Raw genomic sequence first — 17124 nt, forward strand, 5'->3', positions numbered from 1 at the left:
CACAGCCAGGAGGTGACAAGAGCATGCGCGGAGTTGGCAACAAATCCATATGGTCTTCCGACAATACGGCAGGATATCTCTTCATATTCCCCTGGCTGTTCGGATTTCTTGTCTTTTCAATCATTCCCATCGGAGCGTCTTTGTTTCTCGCCTTTACGCGCTACGATATTTTATCCCCGCCCGAATGGGTAGGAATGGACAACTTCAAAGCGATGTTTACGGAAGACAGCCGGTACTGGCTGTCGGTGAAGGCGACGCTTCTCTTCGTATTCATTGCCATCCCCTTGCGTCTCGTCTTTGCGCTGATCGTGGCGATGGTTCTGAACCAGAAGCTCCGATTTCTCGGGTTTTTCCGTTCCGCTTATTATTTGCCTACGCTTATTGGAGGCAGCGTGGCGGTCGCGGTGATGTGGCGCCATCTGTTCGGACTTAACGGAGCGCTGAACTCATTTCTCGAGAGCGCCTTCGGCATCACTGACAAAATATCGTGGATCACTCATCCGTCAACGGCGCTGCCTTCGTTGATCCTGTTGTCGGTATGGCAATTCGGATCCGCCATGCTGATCTTCCTCGCAGGATTGAAGCAAGTGCCCAAGGAGCTCTACGAGGCTTCCGAAGTAGACGGGGCCGGTTCCTTCCAACGTTTTAAGTCGATAACGTTGCCGCTGCTGACGCCTGTGCTGCTGTTCAACTTGATCATGGGCATCATTAACGGATTTAAAGTGTTTACCGAAGGAATGATCGTAACCGGAGGGGGACCTTTCGACAAAACGTTGTTCTACGTGCTGTATTTGTACGAAAAGTCGTTCCGCTATTACGAGATGGGTTATGGCTCGGCGATGGCCTGGATCTTGCTGATGGTTATCGCGGCTTTCACGGCGATCGTGTTTACGACGTCCAGGCATTGGGTGCATTACGAGTCGAAGGGGGACTAACGCATGGGAACGTCTGTGAGGACAATACGCCTGTTCCGAAGAGGGATTTTTCATCTGGCGGTTACGGCCTTTGCGCTCGTCATGCTGTATCCCATGTTATGGATGCTGTCGAGTTCGCTCAAGGATACGACCGAGATTTTCGTCAATTCGCATCAGTTAATTCCAAGCGAGTGGAGCTTCGATAACTATGTGACGGGGTTTAAAGGGTTTGCCGGCATTTCGTTTTCTGTATTTTTCAAAAACTCGTTTATCATAACGATTTTATCGGTTCTGGGGACGGTGATATCCTCCGCGCTGGTGGCCTACGGTTTTGCCAGAATCCGCTTCAAGTTCGCGCCGTTTTGGTTTGCATGCATGATGTTGACGATGATGCTTCCGGCTGAAGTGCTTATGATTCCCCAATATATTCTGTTTCACAAAATAGGCTGGATCAATACCTTTCTTCCACTCATCGTGCCGTCGTTTTTCGGAGGAGCTTTCTTCATATTTCTGATTATTCAGTTTATGAGGGGGATTCCGAAGGAGCTGGACGAGGCGGCGGTCATTGACGGATGCGGCAAATATCGTACATTCGCCATGGTCATCCTGCCGCTGCTGACGCCGCCGCTTATTACGACCGCGATATTCAAGTTTTATTGGACCTGGGACGATTTCTTTAGTCCGTTGCTCTACTTGAATTCACCTAAGCTGGCAACCGTATCGCTGGCGATCAAAAATTTTTCCGATCCGACGATGAAGACGGATTGGGGAGCGATGTTTGCGATGTCCGTGTTATCGATTATACCGATCGTCGTCGTCTTTTTCCTCTTCCAACGCTACATCGTTGACGGAATCAGCACGACGGGACTCAAAGGGTAAAAAGAGGAGAGGAGCAGAAGAAATGGACAAAATAACAAGGATGCTGCGTACGCTTAATCAGGAGGCGGTTGATTATCCGCCGGTAGGGTTCTGGTTTCATTTCAACGGAGAGGAAGGAATGGGGCAAGCTTGCGTCGACGCCCATCTGAACTACTACAGGGAGACCGACATCGATTTCATTAAGATCATGTGCGACGGATATTTCCAATTCCCGCTAGCCGTCGAAATCAAGGAAGCGGCCGATTGGAGAAAGATAAAGCCGCTGAGCGCGGATCATCCTTATATCACGGAGCAAGTGGAGCGGGCGCGGCTTATTACGGAAGGCGTGAACGGGGAATGCTGTACCTTCTACAGCCTGTTCGCCCCCTTCTCCTGCATCCGGTTCGCGACGTCCGACGAGTTGGTCATGAAACATCTCAAGGAAGATCCGGAAGCCGTCTTGTACGCGCTTACCGTAATAGCCGAGGATCAAGCGGCGCTGGCGGAACGGCTCATTGCGGAGGCAGGCTGCACAGGCATCTATTATTGCTTGCAAGGCGGCGAGATGGATCGGTTCTCGGAAGGGGAGTATCGCAACCTGATTATGCCGAGCGACAGATACGTGCTCGATCGCGCGAACGGCTTCAGTCCGAACAACCTCCTTCATATGTGCGGCTGGGCGGGCGTGCGCAACAGATTGGATAATTGGAGGGAATACCCTGCGAAAGCGGTCAACTGGGCGATCTACGTCGAAGGGCTCGGCATTCGCGAGGGAAGGGAGTACTTGGGGGATCATGCCGTTCTAGGCGGCTTCGACAATACGAAGTCAGGCGTTCTGCACAGCGGCACTCGCTCGGAGGTTGAGCAATTTGCCAAACAATTAGTAGCCGAGGCGGGAACGCAAGGGCTTATTGTCGGCGCGGACTGTTCGTTATCGCATGACATAGACAGGGAGCGAATCAAATGGGTAGTCGAAACCATCCGTTCGGCCTAGATTCTGATCCGATGCCCTATACGCTGGTCGCGCATGACGAGCATGATGAACGGCATCAGGGAGCCGTCGTGTACCCGATCTACCAGAATACGCTGTTCACTTATGCGAGCAGCGATCATCCGGGGCATGGCTACAAGTACAGCCGCATGGGCAATCCGACCGTTATGGAGCTGGAGAAGCGGCTTGCGGCGCTGGAGCACGGGGAGCGCGCGCAATGTTTCGCCTCGGGGATGGCGGCTATTTCGGCAGCGATTCTGTCGCGCGTAAGCGCAGGCGATCATGTGATTTGCGTCAGTCAAGTGTATTTCGGCACCCGGGAGTTTATGGACAGTTTTCTGTCCCGCTATCAAGTAGAAGTGACTTATGTGGACGGCGCCTCGATAGAAGCCATTCGGCAAGCGGTGCAGAGCAATACGAGGGTTCTGTATTTGGAAAGTCCGACCAGCTATTACTTTCAGCTGCAGGATTTGCAAGCTTGCGTCGGGCTTGCTCGCGAATGCGGACTGGAAACCATTATCGACAATACATGGGCGTCGCCTTGCCATCAGCATCCACTCGATATCGGCATCGATCTGGTTGTGCATTCGCTGACCAAATACGTGAGCGGCCACAGCGATGTGCTGGGCGGAGCGGTAATCGGCAGCTCTTCGTGGATTGAGCGGCTCTCTCAAGTGGACCATCAGCTGCTTGGGGGCATCATGACTCCGCATACGGCTTCCTTGATGATGAGAGGATTGCGGACATTGCCGCTAAGGATGGCACGGCTGGGCGATACGGCGATGAAGATTGCCGAATATTTCGGCACGCTACCCTGCATACGCAAAGTCAATTTCCCCGGGCTGCCCGAGCATCCCCAGCACGAATTGGCAAAGCGGCAGATGACCGGCTGGGGCAGCCTTCTGTCGATCGAATTGGAGCAACCGCTGGAGAAAGCGAAACAATGGATTGATCAACTCGTCTATTTCCGGATCGGTCTCAGCTTTGGCGGTTATGAAAGCCTGGTGCTTGTAGTCGGGGCGGCCGAGCAGAGTACGGAGGAAAAGCCGGTTACGCTCATTCGGTTTAATGTGGGGCTGGAGGATCCGGCGGATTTGATTCGGGATCTCGACAGCTGTCATACGTTTTTCGCGAACGGGAGCGGGAACGGAAACGGGAATGAAAACAGCTGCCTGCGGGAGCAGGCGCAATAACAGGGCGGGACGGACGATAAGATCGGCGCTTGAAGCGTCGATCTTATCGTCGTTGCAGTCGGCTGATATAATAAGTGGCGAGGGGGAGTATGGATGAAACAAATGAAGCTCGAGCGAAAGCTGGTTCTATTTATCGTGATGGCGGCATTGACCACAAGCGTCCTTGGTTATTTGTTCGTCCAGTTCTCCCGCTCACAGTACAATGATCTGATCTATCGCGAATCTTCGGAGAAATTCCATCTTTTTTCGCTACGAATCGAGGAGAAGCTTGAAAATATCGATCGGCTGTCCTTATCCATCATGTCGGATCCCCATATTCAATCCTATCTGCTTACGATCAAAACCGAACCGGGCACCTATGAAGCTTACAGCGCCTCGAACAGTCTCAAGCGCAGGCTGCTCTCTTACCAAATATTCGATTATGCGGTAGCTTCTATCGTCATTATCGATAGCAATGGCACGCATCATACCTCTGGACTGCATACGAATCCGATGAACGGGGAGGAGATAGCGCGAGTGGTCGGGAAGGCGGCCGAATTTAAGGGAGCGAGCGTATGGGTCGGCGGCAAGGAGGGGTATTTCCAATCGCTGAGGGAGATCCGCGAGGTTAGCGATTATAGCATGGACCCGCTAGGCACGCTCGTCTTGCGGGCGCACGCGGATAACATCGTATATTCCAGTCCGGAAGAGGCGAATTATTACGATACGAAGCTGATGATCTCCTCCGATAATCAATTGCTGTTCGCCAGTCCCCATGCCAGAGTACCGGAGCGGTTGGCTTATCGGCTGGGCGACAAAGACGCGGCAATCGACACCGGCACCGGCTCCTATAAGGTCATCACGATCGAGGGCAGCAAATATTTGGAGGCGCAGTTTACGCTGGATTACACGGGATGGACGTTTACCCAATTGGTTCCCTATGGAACGTTATTTATGGAGATCGAAAAAATGCAGCTGTTGCTGCTTGGATTATATGCGTTGCTGCTGCTTGCCATACTTGCGGCAGGTTTGCGGGTATCGAGGTATATTACGAAGCCGATCGGGAAGCTCATTGATAAAATGGCCGTCGTCGAGAAAGGGAATCTGGAGCTCGATCGGCTGGAGGTTTCCAACCAACGCAATGAAATTACATTGCTCAGCTTATCGTTCGACCGCATGGTCGATCGGCTAAATGAGCTGATCAAAGAAAACTATATTAAGCAGCTTATGCTGCGCAACGCGGAGTATGAGAGGCTGAAATCGCAAATCAATCCGCATTTTCTGTACAATACGCTGGAGTCGATCAACTGGCTGGCGCGAATGAACGGTCAGCTTCAAATTTCGGGCATGGTAAAGGCGCTCGGCAAGCTCCTCAGACACTCCATAACCGAAAAACCTTATATTACGATCGGCGAGGAAGCCGACCACCTCGAGCAGTATATTTATATTCAAAGATTCAGATTCGAAGAGAGGCTCGACTTCCGCATCGAGATCGACGAGCGTCTGCGTCTGCTCTATATGCCATGCGGCATTCTTCAGCCGATCGTGGAGAATAGCGTCAAATATGCGGTAGAGACTTCTACGGAGCCCTGTCGGATCGTTGTCTTCGCAGCGGAGCGACCGGATCGGCTGGACATTGTCGTTCGCGATACGGGGGCCGGAATGGATCCTCGATACTTGGAGAAGCTCGAACGGGGAGAGATTAAGGCGGAAGGGACGGGAGTCGGGCTTAAGAGTATTCATGACCGGCTTCGGCTGTTGTACGGCTCCGGTTTCGGCTTGTCGATCGCAAGCGAGCCGGGCCAGGGAACATCGATTACAATCGCGGTGCCGTACACGCATGAACCGGATTCGTCTGCTTCGATGATTAATCGCTACGAGGTGATTGCACATGACTAACGAGCCATATCGAGTAATGGTGGTCGACGACGAGAGGATAATACGCGAAGGCATCGCCACGCTGGTGGATTGGCAGGGCATGGGGCTGGAGCTGGCGGGCTGCCTGAAGGATGGAGCGGCTGCGCTGGAAGAGATGGAGCAGCTTAGGCCCAATATCGTCATTACGGATATCAAGATGCCCCGCATGGACGGGCTGGAGCTGATCAAGCATGCCAAGCAGCGGTTTCCTGGTATGAAGTTCGTGGTATTGTCGGGGTTCGGGGAATTCCGGTTCGCCAGCCAAGCCATGAAGCACGGCGTCAAACATTATATTCTCAAGCCATGCGATGAGCATGATATTAAGAAGGTATTGACGGACATTGTCAATGAACTGGATGTGGAATCGCGCGAGCGCAAGGCATTAGGGCAAATGGAGCGGATGCTCTCCGAAGTAGTGCCGAGAGCCCGCGAGAAGTTGTTGTCCGATTATTTGCTCGGCCGGATGACGGAAGACGAAACGGCGGACTATCTCGAACAGGTTCGTCTTCATGACGGAGAAGGCATGCTGCGCCTGCTGGCATGCAGGACGGAGACGGAATTGCGGTACGAGGAAGCGAAGAAGCTCATACCGCTGATCGTCGAACATCTCGGCGAAAACCATGTAAAGCATTACGCCGTTATTCATCAGGTCATGGTACTGCTCGTAGCGAATTATTCCAGGACGGATCTTCTTGAACGGATGGAATACACGACAACACGCCTCGAATCGGAAGCGGGAAGCAAGTTCATTTGGTCGATAGGACACGAGGGCGCCATGACGGACAAGCCTCGCGCTTTCGAGGATGCGATGCGGCATATGGAGCAAGCTTATTATTTGGGCGAACGCTCCATTACGGCATTGCGGACGGAGGGATCTGTCGACAAGGCCGAGTCGCCCGCGGTGTTCGCTGCGGCCGAGCTGGATCATTATTCCGGCATATTGGACCACATTCGGATCGGGTCCAGAGAGGGATTGAACAAGGAACTCGCGGCGTTATTCTCCAAATTGAGACAGCTGCGGCTGTCCATCGGAACGACAACCGGCATTAGCATCGACTTGATTGCGATCTTGCACAAACAATGCGTTCCCAATCCAACCAACGAATATTTGAATCATACGGTTCCGATTCTCCAGATGAAAACGCTGGGGGAAGTGGAGAGGTATATTTCCGAGGAGGCCCACTCCATTTTGGATACGTATTACGGTACGCCGGCGGCGAGGGGCAAAATGGCGGCCCATCGGATGGCCCAGTACGTGCATGACAATCTGGAGCGGGAGGAGCTGTCCTTGCAATGGCTAGCCAAGCATAAGCTGTTTATGAATCCCGATTATTTGGGCAAGTTGTTTCGCAAGGAAATGAAGATGAGCTTTCCGCAGTACGTAGCCAAGGCGCGCATCGAAAAAGCAAAAGAAGCGATCGCGCGCTCCGGCGACTACAAAATTTATGAACTGGCCGAGATGTCGGGGATGGGGAGCGATCCCAAATATTTCAGCAATTTGTTTAAAAAACAGACGGGCTGCACGCCGCAGGAGTATAAGTCCCGCATCGCTGCGGAACGGAAGGGGGGATAAATTCTGAAATCAGGGCGTCAATGAAACAGAAAGAGAAAAAAGGGCTGAGGCGGTTGCCTCAAGCCCTTATTGTCGTTGTGCGAGCCCATTTGGGCGATCGTGATCAAAAGCGGACTTTTTGAACAACCTCGCCTAAGTCAAATTGAACAGTCCGAGCGTCGAGCATTTGTCGTATTCGTCCGCGACGACTTCGTCCAGCTGGATCTGAAGCAAATTGCAGAGCGCCGTCATATAGAACAAATTGCGACCCAGCTCGCTCTTCAGCACTTCGTTGCAATGTTCGCACAACGCTCCTGATAGATGGCTTTGCAACGTTTCCTTGGCATTCTCAAGCTCGTGTGTGTCGGAATACTGCTGCTTCCTCGCATTCAATTCGATACATCCGCAGTCTGTTACGGCCTTGCTGACAGCACGGTTTACCGACGCGCCGGATTGACCGAACTTTGACATCACGTCAAGCAAGCTGCGATGCCGCAGCAACAGCTCAGATACCTGCTGCTGGAATTGATCCAATGTTGGAGCATTCATAGATTCCACCTCAAATCACCGCCTTATAGTAGTCGTCACTATTTCCATTATAATGCTCTCGCACACGGTTTTCCACATGCCAGAAGTTGCAGACTGGATCCGGGGCGCGTCCTTAAGGGGCGCAGGTCAGGAAACTTTTGGCGAAAAAGGGCAGGGGGACGATTAGAGGGCGAAAGATTGGAACATAATTGTAATGGAGGTGAACCATTATGGTGATTAGAAGAATGATACAACTTATTGGATTATGGTTTGGCGCGATGGCCGGCAGCGAAGTATACGGATGGGGGAGCGGCGCGGCCGCATGGTCCACTCCGTCCTATGGCATGCTGCAATCCGGCACTTATTACATGAATGTGGCGCTCGGAGCCGTGTTTGGCGTTATTATGGCTTCGGTGCTGGCGGGACCGATCGTTCGATCCTTACACAAAGGCGTAGACGCGATAACGGACATGCCGATCAGGCAATTGCTCATCGGCACAGGCGGCCTGCTGGCAGGCTTGCTGCTTGCGGTTATGCTGTATCCCGTCGTCGCCGATCTGAGCGGAATCGGCAATCTGCTGCCCGCGGTCATGGCGCTGGCATTCGGCTTCGTCGGCCTGCGGATCGGCGTGCTAAAGCAGGAGGAGATCGCGGCAGGCTTCGCGGCGCTGCTGGAGAAGCCCAAGCCCGTGTCTGCCTCGCCTGAAGCGAAGGGCTTCGAAGAGCACAAAATTCTGGATACGAGCGTCATCATCGACGGGCGGATCGCGGATATTTGCAAAACGGGATTCATTGAGGGAACGCTGGTCATTCCTGAATTCGTGCTCGAAGAGCTGCAGCATATCGCGGATTCCTCGGATCTGCTCAAACGCAACAGGGGGCGCAGAGGGCTCGATATCCTGAACAAGATTCAGAAGGAGCTCGACGTCAAAGTGCTGATTTACGAAGGAGACTTCGAGGAGATTGGCGAGGTCGACAGCAAACTGGTGAAGCTCGCCAAGGCTCTGCGCGGCAAGGTTGTCACCAACGACTTCAACCTGAATAAGGTGTGCGAGCTGCAGGGCGTGTCGGTTCTGAACATTAACGATCTTGCCAATGCCGTCAAGCCGGTCGTTCTGCCGGGTGAGGAAATTATCGTTCAAGTGATCAAGGACGGCAAGGAGCACGGCCAGGGCGTCGCTTATCTGGACGATGGCACGATGATCGTGGTGGAGGGCGGACGCGACTACATCGGCACGACGATGGAAGTGCTTGTAACGAGCGTGCTGCAGACGTCTGCGGGAAGAATGATTTTTGCCAAGCCGAAGCTGTTGGAAAAAGCGTTGTAAAAAGGTATGATAGTATTCAAGAGGTTGTTCAAAAAGTCCGCTTTTGATCACGAAGTATGCCAAGAAGCATACTCGGCATCGAATATTGAATTCAGGCGAAACTTCCGTTGCTCACGTAGCCTCCACTACGCTCCGCTACTCAGTTTCTACCTTCTTTCAATCTTCTACAGCGTTTTTGAAAAAAACGCAGCATCGGAAGCATACGCTCATGTGCTGAAAACCGAACTTTTTGAACCGGACTTCAATGTGTCATAGAGGCACATGGAATATAATCGTACATATGGTAAGCGTTCGAAAGGTGCGGTTTTGGCGGGCTTTTTGAACCTCATATACAAGGCTAAGGCAGGTAGAGGGCATGGCGGAGAAGTGGGGCGTTGTCATTGTGGCGGCCGGTCGCGGCACGCGCATGGGAACGCGCGAAAGCAAGCAATACTTGCGGCTTGCGGACAAGCCGATTCTGGTCCATACGCTGGAGCTGTTCCAGCGGATGGACCTTATTCGCGAGATCGCGCTTGTTGTGGGCGGCGAGGATATCGATAGATGCGGTCGCTGGGCCCGCCAATACGGGCTGACGAAGGTGACGCATGTGCTTGAAGGCGGTGCGGAGCGCCAACATTCCGTGCTGCGGGGGCTGCGGTCGCTTGAGGACTGCGATTGGGTTATGGTGCATGATGGCGTAAGGCCGCTCGTTACCGAAGCGTCGGTCGCTGCCTGCTGCGAGACCGCGCTTGCCGGCGGAGCGTCGGTGCTGGCCGTGCCCGTAAAGGACACGATCAAGCAGGTGGACGCCGTCGGCGTGATCACAGCGACGCCCGACCGACGTAGCTTATGGGCGATTCAGACGCCGCAAGCGTTTCGCCGGGAGCTGCTCGTGGAAGCTCATGAGCGTGCGGAAGCGGAGGGATTCCTCGGCACCGACGACGCAATGGTCGTCGAGCGGCTGGGGCATCCCGTGACGGTAACGGAAGGGGATTACACGAATATAAAAATTACGACGCCCGAGGATTTGCCGTACGCGGAATTTCTGCTGGCTCGGCGCAAGGACATATCCGGCAGTTGCGGCTCGCCGGACGTCCCGGATCGCGAGCCGGGGGCTTCGCATGGAGGAGAAACGAGATGATTAGAGTAGGACAAGGATTCGACGTCCATCAGTTGGCGGAAGGCAGGCCTTGCATTATCGGGGGCGTGACGATTCCGTACGAGAAGGGGTTGCTCGGCCATTCCGACGCGGACGTGCTGCTTCATGCGATCAGCGACGCCATCCTTGGAGCGCTGGGGCTGGGCGATATCGGCAAGCACTTCCCGGATACGGACGAGGCGTTTAAGGATGCCGACAGCGTAGTGCTCCTGGAGCGCGTTTGGGCGATGGCCAAGGAACGGGGCTTCAAGCTCGGCAATATCGATTCCACGATTATCGCGCAACGGCCGAAGATGCTGCCGTATATCCCGCAGATGGCGGAGGTCATTGCCAGAACGCTGGAGGCGGACGTGTCGCTGGTCAACGTGAAGGCGACAACGACGGAGCAGCTTGGTTTTGCCGGCCGGGGCGAGGGCATCGCGGCGCAATCGGTGGTGTGTTTGGTGGCCGTATAGGCAGGACGTTTAAATTTACGATTGTGGGGAGTGGCTCATCATGACAACGGAAGTGCGCGTAAGGTATGCGCCGTCGCCGACGGGGCATCTGCATATTGGCAATGCGAGAACGGCCTTATTCAATTATTTATTCGCAAGAAATCTGGGCGGCAAATTCATTATCCGGATCGAGGACACGGACGTAAAGCGCAACGTGGCGGGCGGAGAAGAGAACCAGCTTACCTACTTGAAGTGGCTCGGCATTAATTGGGACGAAAGCATTGACGTAGGCGGCGGCTACGGCCCGTATCGCCAGACGGAACGGCTCGACCTGTACAGGGAATATTGGCAGGAGCTGCTGGACAAAGGCCTTGCTTACCGCTGCTATTGCACGGAAGAGGAGCTGGAGCAGGAACGCGAGGAGCAGCAAGCGCGCGGCGAAACGCCGCGGTATTCCGGACGTCACCGCAATCTGACCGCAGACCAGCAGGCGTCGTTCGAGGCGGAAGGCCGTGTCGCGAGCATTCGCTTCCGGGTGCCGGAAGGCCGCTCGTATACATTCGACGATATGGTTAAAGGCGCCATCACGTTCGATACGGCGGAGATGGGCGACTTCGTCATCGTCAAGAAGGACGGTATTCCGACGTATAACTTCGCGGTCGTGCTCGACGATCATCTGATGAAGATCAGCCATGTTCTGCGAGGCGAGGACCATATTTCCAATACGCCCCGCCAGCTTATGATCTACGAAGCGTTCGGCTGGGAGCCGCCGGTTTTCGCGCATATGACGCTGATCGTGAACGAAAGCCGCAAAAAGCTGAGCAAGCGCGACGAATCCATCATTCAGTTCATCGAGCAGTATGACGACCTAGGCTACTTGCCGGAGGCGATGTTCAATTTCATCGCGCTGCTGGGCTGGTCGCCGGAGGGCGAGCAGGAGATGTTCACGCGCGAAGAGCTGGTAAATGCGTTCGACGCCGACCGCTTGAGCAAGAGCCCGGCCGTGTTCGATACGCAGAAGCTGAGCTGGATGAACAATGAATATATTAAAAAAGCCGACTTGGAGCGTATCGTCGACCTGTGCCTGCCGCATCTGAAGAAGGCGGGCTGCATCCCGGACGCGCTGGACGGCGAAGGACGCGAATGGGTGACGGCGCTGGTCGCGCTGCACCAGGACAAGCTGCGCTGCGCGTCCGACATCGTCCCGGTTACGGAGCTGTTTTTCCGCGAAGAGGTGGCGGACGAGGAAGAAGCGACCGCCGTGCTGGCGGAAGAGCAGGTGCCGGCCGTTCTGTCGGCTTTCCTGGGGCTGCTCGAGAGCGATGCTGCGGCATTCTCGGCGGATGGCATCAAGGATATGATCAAGACCGTGCAGAAGGAAACGGGTCATAAGGGCAAAGCGCTGTTTATGCCGATCCGCGCGGCGCTCACCGGTCAGACGCACGGTCCGGATCTAAACCAGTCTATCGTGCTTCTCGGCAAGCCGAAGGTGCTTGCCCGTCTGAAGGAACGGCTGGGTTAGAGGGGGCGGCAATAACTTTGCTTGCACTTTCCCGACGATCCGGTATACTATGACTATTATTAATTATCGGCTATGATCAGGAGAAGTACGTTAATCTGTGGATTGTCAGAGAGGGCAACCGTCATGAGAATCCGTAGGCAGCGATTGCATTTGCTGCGCGCGGAAGAGGACAGTGCTGGAAGTTGCCTAATCCGCTGGAACGGAACATGCACCTGGGAGCCTTGCTCCGAGCTGCTGCCCCGCGCGAATACGGACGATTGGTCCGGACGGAGGCAGTCAGGGTAGGCGGCAACGCATTGCCTGCGTTACGGGCTTCGAGACGAGCGGCCGCGTTTTCCGGATATTCCCCGAACAACGCCCGTTCAAGCAGAGTGGGACCGCGATCATAACGCCTCTGCAGCACAGGATGCTGCGGAGGTTTTTTTGTTTTCAGGAAACTGTGCACACTATCGAGCTGGAACCCCTGGATTCGGGATGGAGTATGAGTATGAAAAATCATATACAGTCGAGCTGAAAAGGTGGCTTCGAGGCGCGCGGGTATGAAAAATCATACACAATGGTGCTGGAACCCTGAATTCGAGGCAGATGAGTATGAAAAATCATACACAATGGAGCTCGAAGCGATTTTGTCAGTTTCCAAAAAAAATCCTCGCTGATAGAGAAAATCTGCGCATGTCGAGCTTATATGGGGTATAAGAGTGTAAGCTCCCGTCCGTGCATCGCAGAGACGAAAGCAGGCAATTTGGAAGGGGGAGGAACGGATATGTTTCGCCATTTTCGCTCGGATGTCAAGACGGTGTTCGAAAATGATCCTGCGGCTCGCAGCAGGTTCGAGGTTATCTTTACGTATTCCGGCGTACATGCCATCTGGGCGCATCGTGTGTCGCATGCCCTCTATCGGAGAAGATGGTTCACGCTGGCCAGAATCATCTCGCAGACGAGCCGGTTCTTTACCGGGATCGAGATTCACCCCGGAGCTACGATCGGACAGCGGCTCTTTATCGATCATGGCATGGGCGTGGTGATCGGGGAGACATGCGAGATCGGGGACGACGTCGTTATCTATCAAGGCGTGACGCTCGGCGGCACGGGCAAGGAGAAGGGCAAGCGGCATCCCACGATCGGCAACAATGTCGTCATAGGCTCCGGGGCCAAAGTATTGGGATCGTTCCGCGTGGGCGATAATTCCAATATAGGCTCCAACGCCGTCGTTCTGCGCGAGGTTCCGGATAATTGCACGGTCGTAGGCAATCCGGGGCGCGTCGTCAGACGGAACGGAGAACGGGTGGGCGATCGGCTCGACCATACGCAGCTGCCCGATCCGGTCATCGAGATGTTCCGGGCGATGCAGGGCGAGATCAACGGTCTCAAGGATGAAGTGGGGCGGCTGACGTCCGCAGGAGAGGGCGCGCCGGGAACCGTTCGGGCAATTGCGCCGGCCAGTGCGGAGAACGGCGCGCAGGGCCGCCCCGCGAACGAGGTCAAGGAAACCATGCAGAAGGAATTGCAAGAGGGAGGAAAGAGCAAAGTATGACGATATCCATCTATAACTCGCTCAAGCAGGCCAAGGAGCCGTTTGCTCCGCAGGAAGCGGGCAAAGTGAAGATGTACGTATGCGGACCAACGGTATATGACTATATTCATATCGGCAACGCGCGACCTGTCATTTTTTTCGACGTTGTTCGCCGTTATCTGGAGTATGCGGGGTATGAAGTCAATTACGTCAGCAACTTTACGGATGTCGACGACAAGCTGATTCGCAAAGCGGAGCAGCTTGGCACGGACGTGCCGCATGTGGCGGAAAAATTTATAGAGGCCTTTTACGAGGACATCGAGTCGCTGGGCGTGCGAAAGGCGACGCTTAATCCGCGCGTCATGGATCATATACCGGAGATCATCGACTTTATAGAGGGTCTGGTTGATAAAGGTTACGCGTATCCAAGCGAAGGGGATGTCTACTTCCGAACGGCGAAGTTCGAAGAGTACGGCAAGCTGTCCCATCAGAAGATCGACGAGCTCCAATTCGGCATTCGCATCGAGATCGGCGAGCGCAAGGAGCATCAAGGCGACTTCGTGCTCTGGAAAGGCGCCAAGCCCGGCGAGATCAAGTGGGATAGTCCTTGGGGGCCGGGCCGTCCGGGCTGGCATATCGAATGCTCCGCGATGGCGCGCAAATATCTCGGCGATACGCTTGATATTCACGGCGGCGGCCACGATCTGCAATTCCCGCATCACGAATGCGAGGTGGCCCAGTCCGAATCGCTGACAGGCAAGCCGCTGTCTAATTACTGGATGCATAACGGCTACATTCATATCAACAATGAGAAAATGTCGAAGTCGCTCGGCAACGGGATTACGGTTCAAGAGATCGTCAAACGCGTCAAGCCGGAGGCGATTAGGTACTTTATGCTGTCGACGCACTACCGGAGTCCGTTGAACTTCAGCGACGAATCCATTGCGCAAGCGACAAACAGCGTGGAGCGCATCGCGATCTGCTATGCCAATCTGCAGCACCGCCTTGCGGCGGAAGGGATGGCTGGTCCGGTCGATGATGCGCTCGCGGGCAAGCTTGCGCAGCTCGCGGATCAATTCGCGGCGAAGATGGGCGACGACTTCAACACGCCGGACGCCATTACCGCCGTGTTCGAACTGGTGAGCGAAGCTAATCTCTACATCAACCGCCCGGAGGCGAACGTGGCGGGGCTGAAAGCTCTGATCGCGCTGATGGAGCGTTTCGACAGCGTGCTCGGCCTGCTCCCGCGTCAAGATGACGCCGATTCGCTCGCGGAAGAAGTAGAAGCGCTGATTCTCGAGAGGACCGAGGCTCGCAAGTCGAAGAACTGGACGCGGGCCGACGAGATTCGGGATCGGTTAAACGAGATGAATATCGTCCTTGAGGATACGCCGCAAGGCATCAGGTGGCGGCGCAAATGATGGAGCATCCTGACGAGAACAATCAAGAACCGATTGAGAAGGCGGGGAGAATCGGCGAGGAGAAGGCATCGCCTGCCGCGTCCTTCGCCAATCCCCTCGCCATACACGCGCCCGGCAAGAAGAGCGGCCTCATCAATCCCGTCGTGCTGGCGTACATGGGAGATGCCGTTTTCGAATTGCTTGTGAGGCAATACCTGATCTCGCTTCCCAACAACAAGTCGCATCATCTGCATCAAGAGGCGACTAAGAGGGTGTCTGCGAAAGCGCAGCGCCTGCAGTTGGAGCGTCTGCAGCCGCTCCTGACCGAAGAGGAAGCCGATATGGTGCGCCGAGGGCGCAACACGAAGTCGGGGGCGCCTCCGAAAAATGCGGACCCGGCCGATTACCGTCAGGCGACCGCGCTGGAATGTTTATTCGGCTATTTGTACTTCGAAGGGCGCATGGAACGGATCGGCGAGCTGATGCGCGTAGCCCTTGGAGAAGACGAATAGTCCGGCGATTGGCGAAAGCAGGCATAGACAGGCAAGAATGAAGGAGGGCTACCATGTCCGAACATAATGGGCAAGAAGAAGAAATCATCGCCGGGAAACATCCCGTGCTGGAGGCGCTCCGTTCGGGACGCGAGATCAATAAAATATGGATTGCCGAGGGCTCCCAGAAAAGCGTGACGGGACCCATTACGGCGGAGGCCAAGGCGCTTGGCATCGTTGTTCAATTCGTGGACAAGCGCAAGCTGGACGCCATGGCCGCAGGCGTTGCCCACCAGGGCGTAATTGCCCAAGCCGCGGCGTTCGACTATGTCGAGGTCGACGATATTCTGGCTATCGCGGAGAAGAAGGGCGAGACGCCGTTTATCCTCGTTCTCGACGAGATCGAGGACCCGCATAATCTAGGGTCCATTTTGCGTACGGCGGAGTGCACGGGGGTGCACGGCGTCGTCATTCCGAAGCGCCGTTCGGCCAGCTTGACCGCTACTGTGCTTAAGACGTCGGCGGGCGCCGCGGAGCACGTCGCCGTCGCTCGCGTGACGAATCTCGCCCAGACCATCGAGAAGCTCAAAGAAGCGGGCGTTTGGGTAGCTGGCACGGATGTGTCGGCCGCTCAGGATGTATACAAATCGAAGTTCGACATGCCGCTTGCGATTGTCATCGGCAACGAGAGCAAGGGCATGGGCCGCTTGATCAAAGAAAAATGCGATTTTCTTGTCAAGCTTCCCATGCTTGGCCGTTTGAATTCCCTTAACGCCTCGGTAGCGGCAGGCGTGTTGATGTACGAGGTTGTTAGGCAGAGACGGGGCCAATAGCGATGAATCGGCCCAATGATGTGCTCCTGGTCGACGGCTACAATATAATCGGGGCGTGGCCGGTCCTGGAGAAGCTCAAGGAGTCGGATCTGGAGGACGCGCGAGACAAGCTCCTCGATATGCTGGCCGACTATCAGGGGTTCTCGGGCATGGAGATCTACGTCATCTTCGATGCGCATCAGGTACCCGGTCTCGGAGCCACATACAAGCAGCATAAGCTTACCGTCGTGTACACGAAGGAGAAGGAGACGGCGGACGAATGCATCGAGCGGCTATGCAGCGAGCTGATGGTCCGGAGACGCAGCATCTACGTGGCGACTTCGGATCTTGTCGAGCAGCATGTGGCATTCGGCAAGGGAGCGCTGAGACTGTCTGCCCGGGAGCTGCTGATCGACATTAATCAGAACCGGAAGCTGATCGAGCAGAACATTCGGGAGCGGGAGACGAAGCCGATTCGCCGCAACTCGGTCGACGAGAATGTCAGCCTCGACGTCTGGAGCAAGCTTGAACGACTTCGCCGCGGAGAGGAATAA

Annotated in this window: 16 protein-coding genes; 15 read left to right on the top strand and 1 reads right to left on the bottom strand. The window is 55.0% G+C overall.

What is annotated here, in order from left to right; all coding sequences use genetic code 11:
- The first annotated feature begins 23 nt into the window (after positions 1–23).
- From B1748_RS22900 to B1748_RS22925, 6 genes are all read left to right on the top strand, one after another.
- The gene (locus tag B1748_RS22900) at positions 24–935 is read left to right on the top strand and encodes a carbohydrate ABC transporter permease (protein ID WP_087570277.1); all 912 of its coding nucleotides are present in this window, start codon (positions 24–26) and stop codon (positions 933–935) included.
- Between the two features lie 3 nt (positions 936–938).
- Positions 939–1793, top strand: coding sequence for a carbohydrate ABC transporter permease (locus tag B1748_RS22905; RefSeq protein WP_087570278.1), 855 nt, complete (start codon positions 939–941; stop codon positions 1791–1793).
- Positions 1794–1815: 22 nt separating this feature from the next.
- Positions 1816–2766 carry a uroporphyrinogen decarboxylase family protein gene (locus B1748_RS22910; RefSeq protein WP_087570279.1) on the top strand — a complete coding sequence of 317 codons (951 nt, stop codon included), beginning with the start codon at positions 1816–1818 and terminating at the stop codon, positions 2764–2766.
- On the top strand, positions 2736–3956 hold the full coding sequence (locus tag B1748_RS22915) for a trans-sulfuration enzyme family protein (RefSeq protein ID WP_087570280.1): 1221 nt from the start codon (positions 2736–2738) through the stop codon (positions 3954–3956). Before B1748_RS22910 ends, B1748_RS22915 begins: the two co-directional genes overlap by 31 nt.
- Positions 3957–4049: 93 nt before the next feature.
- Entirely contained in the window at positions 4050–5834 is a 1785-nt protein-coding gene (locus tag B1748_RS22920; RefSeq protein WP_087570281.1) for a cache domain-containing sensor histidine kinase, read from the top strand.
- Complete coding sequence (locus B1748_RS22925) at positions 5827–7425, top strand: response regulator (protein ID WP_087570282.1); 1599 nt, start codon at positions 5827–5829, stop codon at positions 7423–7425. Before B1748_RS22920 ends, B1748_RS22925 begins: the two co-directional genes overlap by 8 nt.
- Before the next feature lie 132 nt (positions 7426–7557).
- Here the strand turns inward: B1748_RS22925 and B1748_RS22930 are convergent, their stop codons facing one another.
- Positions 7558–7953 carry a nucleoside triphosphate pyrophosphohydrolase family protein gene (locus B1748_RS22930; protein WP_087570283.1) on the bottom strand — a complete coding sequence of 132 codons (396 nt, stop codon included), beginning with the start codon at positions 7951–7953 and terminating at the stop codon, positions 7558–7560.
- A 209-nt stretch (positions 7954–8162) separates the two neighbouring features.
- On the opposite strand from B1748_RS22930, the gene B1748_RS22935 reads away from it, so the two are divergent.
- The 9 genes from B1748_RS22935 (at position 8163) to B1748_RS22975 (ending at position 17124) form a co-directional block, all read left to right on the top strand.
- Complete coding sequence (locus B1748_RS22935; protein ID WP_087570284.1) at positions 8163–9260, top strand: PIN/TRAM domain-containing protein; 1098 nt, start codon at positions 8163–8165, stop codon at positions 9258–9260.
- Between the two features lie 355 nt (positions 9261–9615).
- Positions 9616–10380 (top strand): 2-C-methyl-D-erythritol 4-phosphate cytidylyltransferase, encoded by a 765-nt coding sequence (gene ispD, locus B1748_RS22940; protein ID WP_087570285.1) that lies wholly within the window; start codon positions 9616–9618, stop codon positions 10378–10380.
- Complete coding sequence (ispF, locus tag B1748_RS22945) at positions 10377–10853, top strand: 2-C-methyl-D-erythritol 2,4-cyclodiphosphate synthase (RefSeq protein ID WP_087570286.1); 477 nt, start codon at positions 10377–10379, stop codon at positions 10851–10853. Before ispD ends, ispF begins: the two co-directional genes overlap by 4 nt.
- A 40-nt stretch (positions 10854–10893) precedes the next feature.
- A complete protein-coding gene (gene gltX, locus B1748_RS22950; protein ID WP_087570287.1) occupies positions 10894–12354 on the top strand; it encodes a glutamate--tRNA ligase in 1461 nt (486 codons plus the stop codon).
- A gap of 763 nt (positions 12355–13117) precedes the next feature.
- Positions 13118–13888, top strand: coding sequence for a serine O-acetyltransferase (gene cysE / locus B1748_RS22955; protein WP_087570288.1), 771 nt, complete (start codon positions 13118–13120; stop codon positions 13886–13888).
- Positions 13885–15288, top strand: a complete 1404-nt coding sequence (gene cysS, locus B1748_RS22960) for a cysteine--tRNA ligase (protein WP_087570289.1) — start codon at positions 13885–13887, stop codon at positions 15286–15288. The genes cysE and cysS overlap by 4 nt, the downstream gene beginning before the upstream one ends.
- On the top strand, positions 15285–15779 hold the full coding sequence (locus tag B1748_RS22965) for a Mini-ribonuclease 3 (protein ID WP_373271297.1): 495 nt from the start codon (positions 15285–15287) through the stop codon (positions 15777–15779). The genes cysS and B1748_RS22965 overlap by 4 nt, the downstream gene beginning before the upstream one ends.
- A 53-nt stretch (positions 15780–15832) precedes the next feature.
- On the top strand, positions 15833–16591 hold the full coding sequence (gene rlmB / locus B1748_RS22970) for a 23S rRNA (guanosine(2251)-2'-O)-methyltransferase RlmB (RefSeq protein WP_087570290.1): 759 nt from the start codon (positions 15833–15835) through the stop codon (positions 16589–16591).
- Positions 16592–16593: 2 nt separating this feature from the next.
- Positions 16594–17124 (top strand): NYN domain-containing protein, encoded by a 531-nt coding sequence (locus tag B1748_RS22975; RefSeq protein ID WP_087570291.1) that lies wholly within the window; start codon positions 16594–16596, stop codon positions 17122–17124.

The sequence above is a fragment of the Paenibacillus sp. MY03 genome (assembly GCF_002165585.1).
Lineage (GTDB): Bacteria > Bacillota > Bacilli > Paenibacillales > Paenibacillaceae > Pristimantibacillus > Pristimantibacillus agaridevorans.

Bases quoted from the DNA above. Each gene is read 5' to 3' on its own strand.
- B1748_RS22920 (WP_087570281.1), top strand. From the start codon at position 4,050: ATGAAACAAATGAAGCTCGAGCGAAAGCTGGTTCTATTTATCGTGATG.
- B1748_RS22910 (WP_087570279.1), top strand. From the start codon at position 1,816: ATGGACAAAATAACAAGGATGCTGCGTACGCTTAATCAGGAGGCGGTT.
- B1748_RS22900 (WP_087570277.1), top strand. From the start codon at position 24: ATGCGCGGAGTTGGCAACAAATCCATATGGTCTTCCGACAATACGGCA.
- cysE (WP_087570288.1), top strand. From the start codon at position 13,118: ATGTTTCGCCATTTTCGCTCGGATGTCAAGACGGTGTTCGAAAATGAT.
- B1748_RS22935 (WP_087570284.1), top strand. From the start codon at position 8,163: ATGGTGATTAGAAGAATGATACAACTTATTGGATTATGGTTTGGCGCG.
- B1748_RS22915 (WP_087570280.1), top strand. From the start codon at position 2,736: ATGGGTAGTCGAAACCATCCGTTCGGCCTAGATTCTGATCCGATGCCC.
- B1748_RS22975 (WP_087570291.1), top strand. From the start codon at position 16,594: ATGAATCGGCCCAATGATGTGCTCCTGGTCGACGGCTACAATATAATC.
- B1748_RS22905 (WP_087570278.1), top strand. From the start codon at position 939: ATGGGAACGTCTGTGAGGACAATACGCCTGTTCCGAAGAGGGATTTTT.
- ispF (WP_087570286.1), top strand. From the start codon at position 10,377: ATGATTAGAGTAGGACAAGGATTCGACGTCCATCAGTTGGCGGAAGGC.
- gltX (WP_087570287.1), top strand. From the start codon at position 10,894: ATGACAACGGAAGTGCGCGTAAGGTATGCGCCGTCGCCGACGGGGCAT.
- ispD (WP_087570285.1), top strand. From the start codon at position 9,616: ATGGCGGAGAAGTGGGGCGTTGTCATTGTGGCGGCCGGTCGCGGCACG.
- B1748_RS22930 (WP_087570283.1), bottom strand. From the start codon at position 7,953: ATGAATGCTCCAACATTGGATCAATTCCAGCAGCAGGTATCTGAGCTG.
- rlmB (WP_087570290.1), top strand. From the start codon at position 15,833: ATGTCCGAACATAATGGGCAAGAAGAAGAAATCATCGCCGGGAAACAT.
- B1748_RS22965 (WP_373271297.1), top strand. From the start codon at position 15,285: ATGATGGAGCATCCTGACGAGAACAATCAAGAACCGATTGAGAAGGCG.
- cysS (WP_087570289.1), top strand. From the start codon at position 13,885: ATGACGATATCCATCTATAACTCGCTCAAGCAGGCCAAGGAGCCGTTT.
- B1748_RS22925 (WP_087570282.1), top strand. From the start codon at position 5,827: ATGACTAACGAGCCATATCGAGTAATGGTGGTCGACGACGAGAGGATA.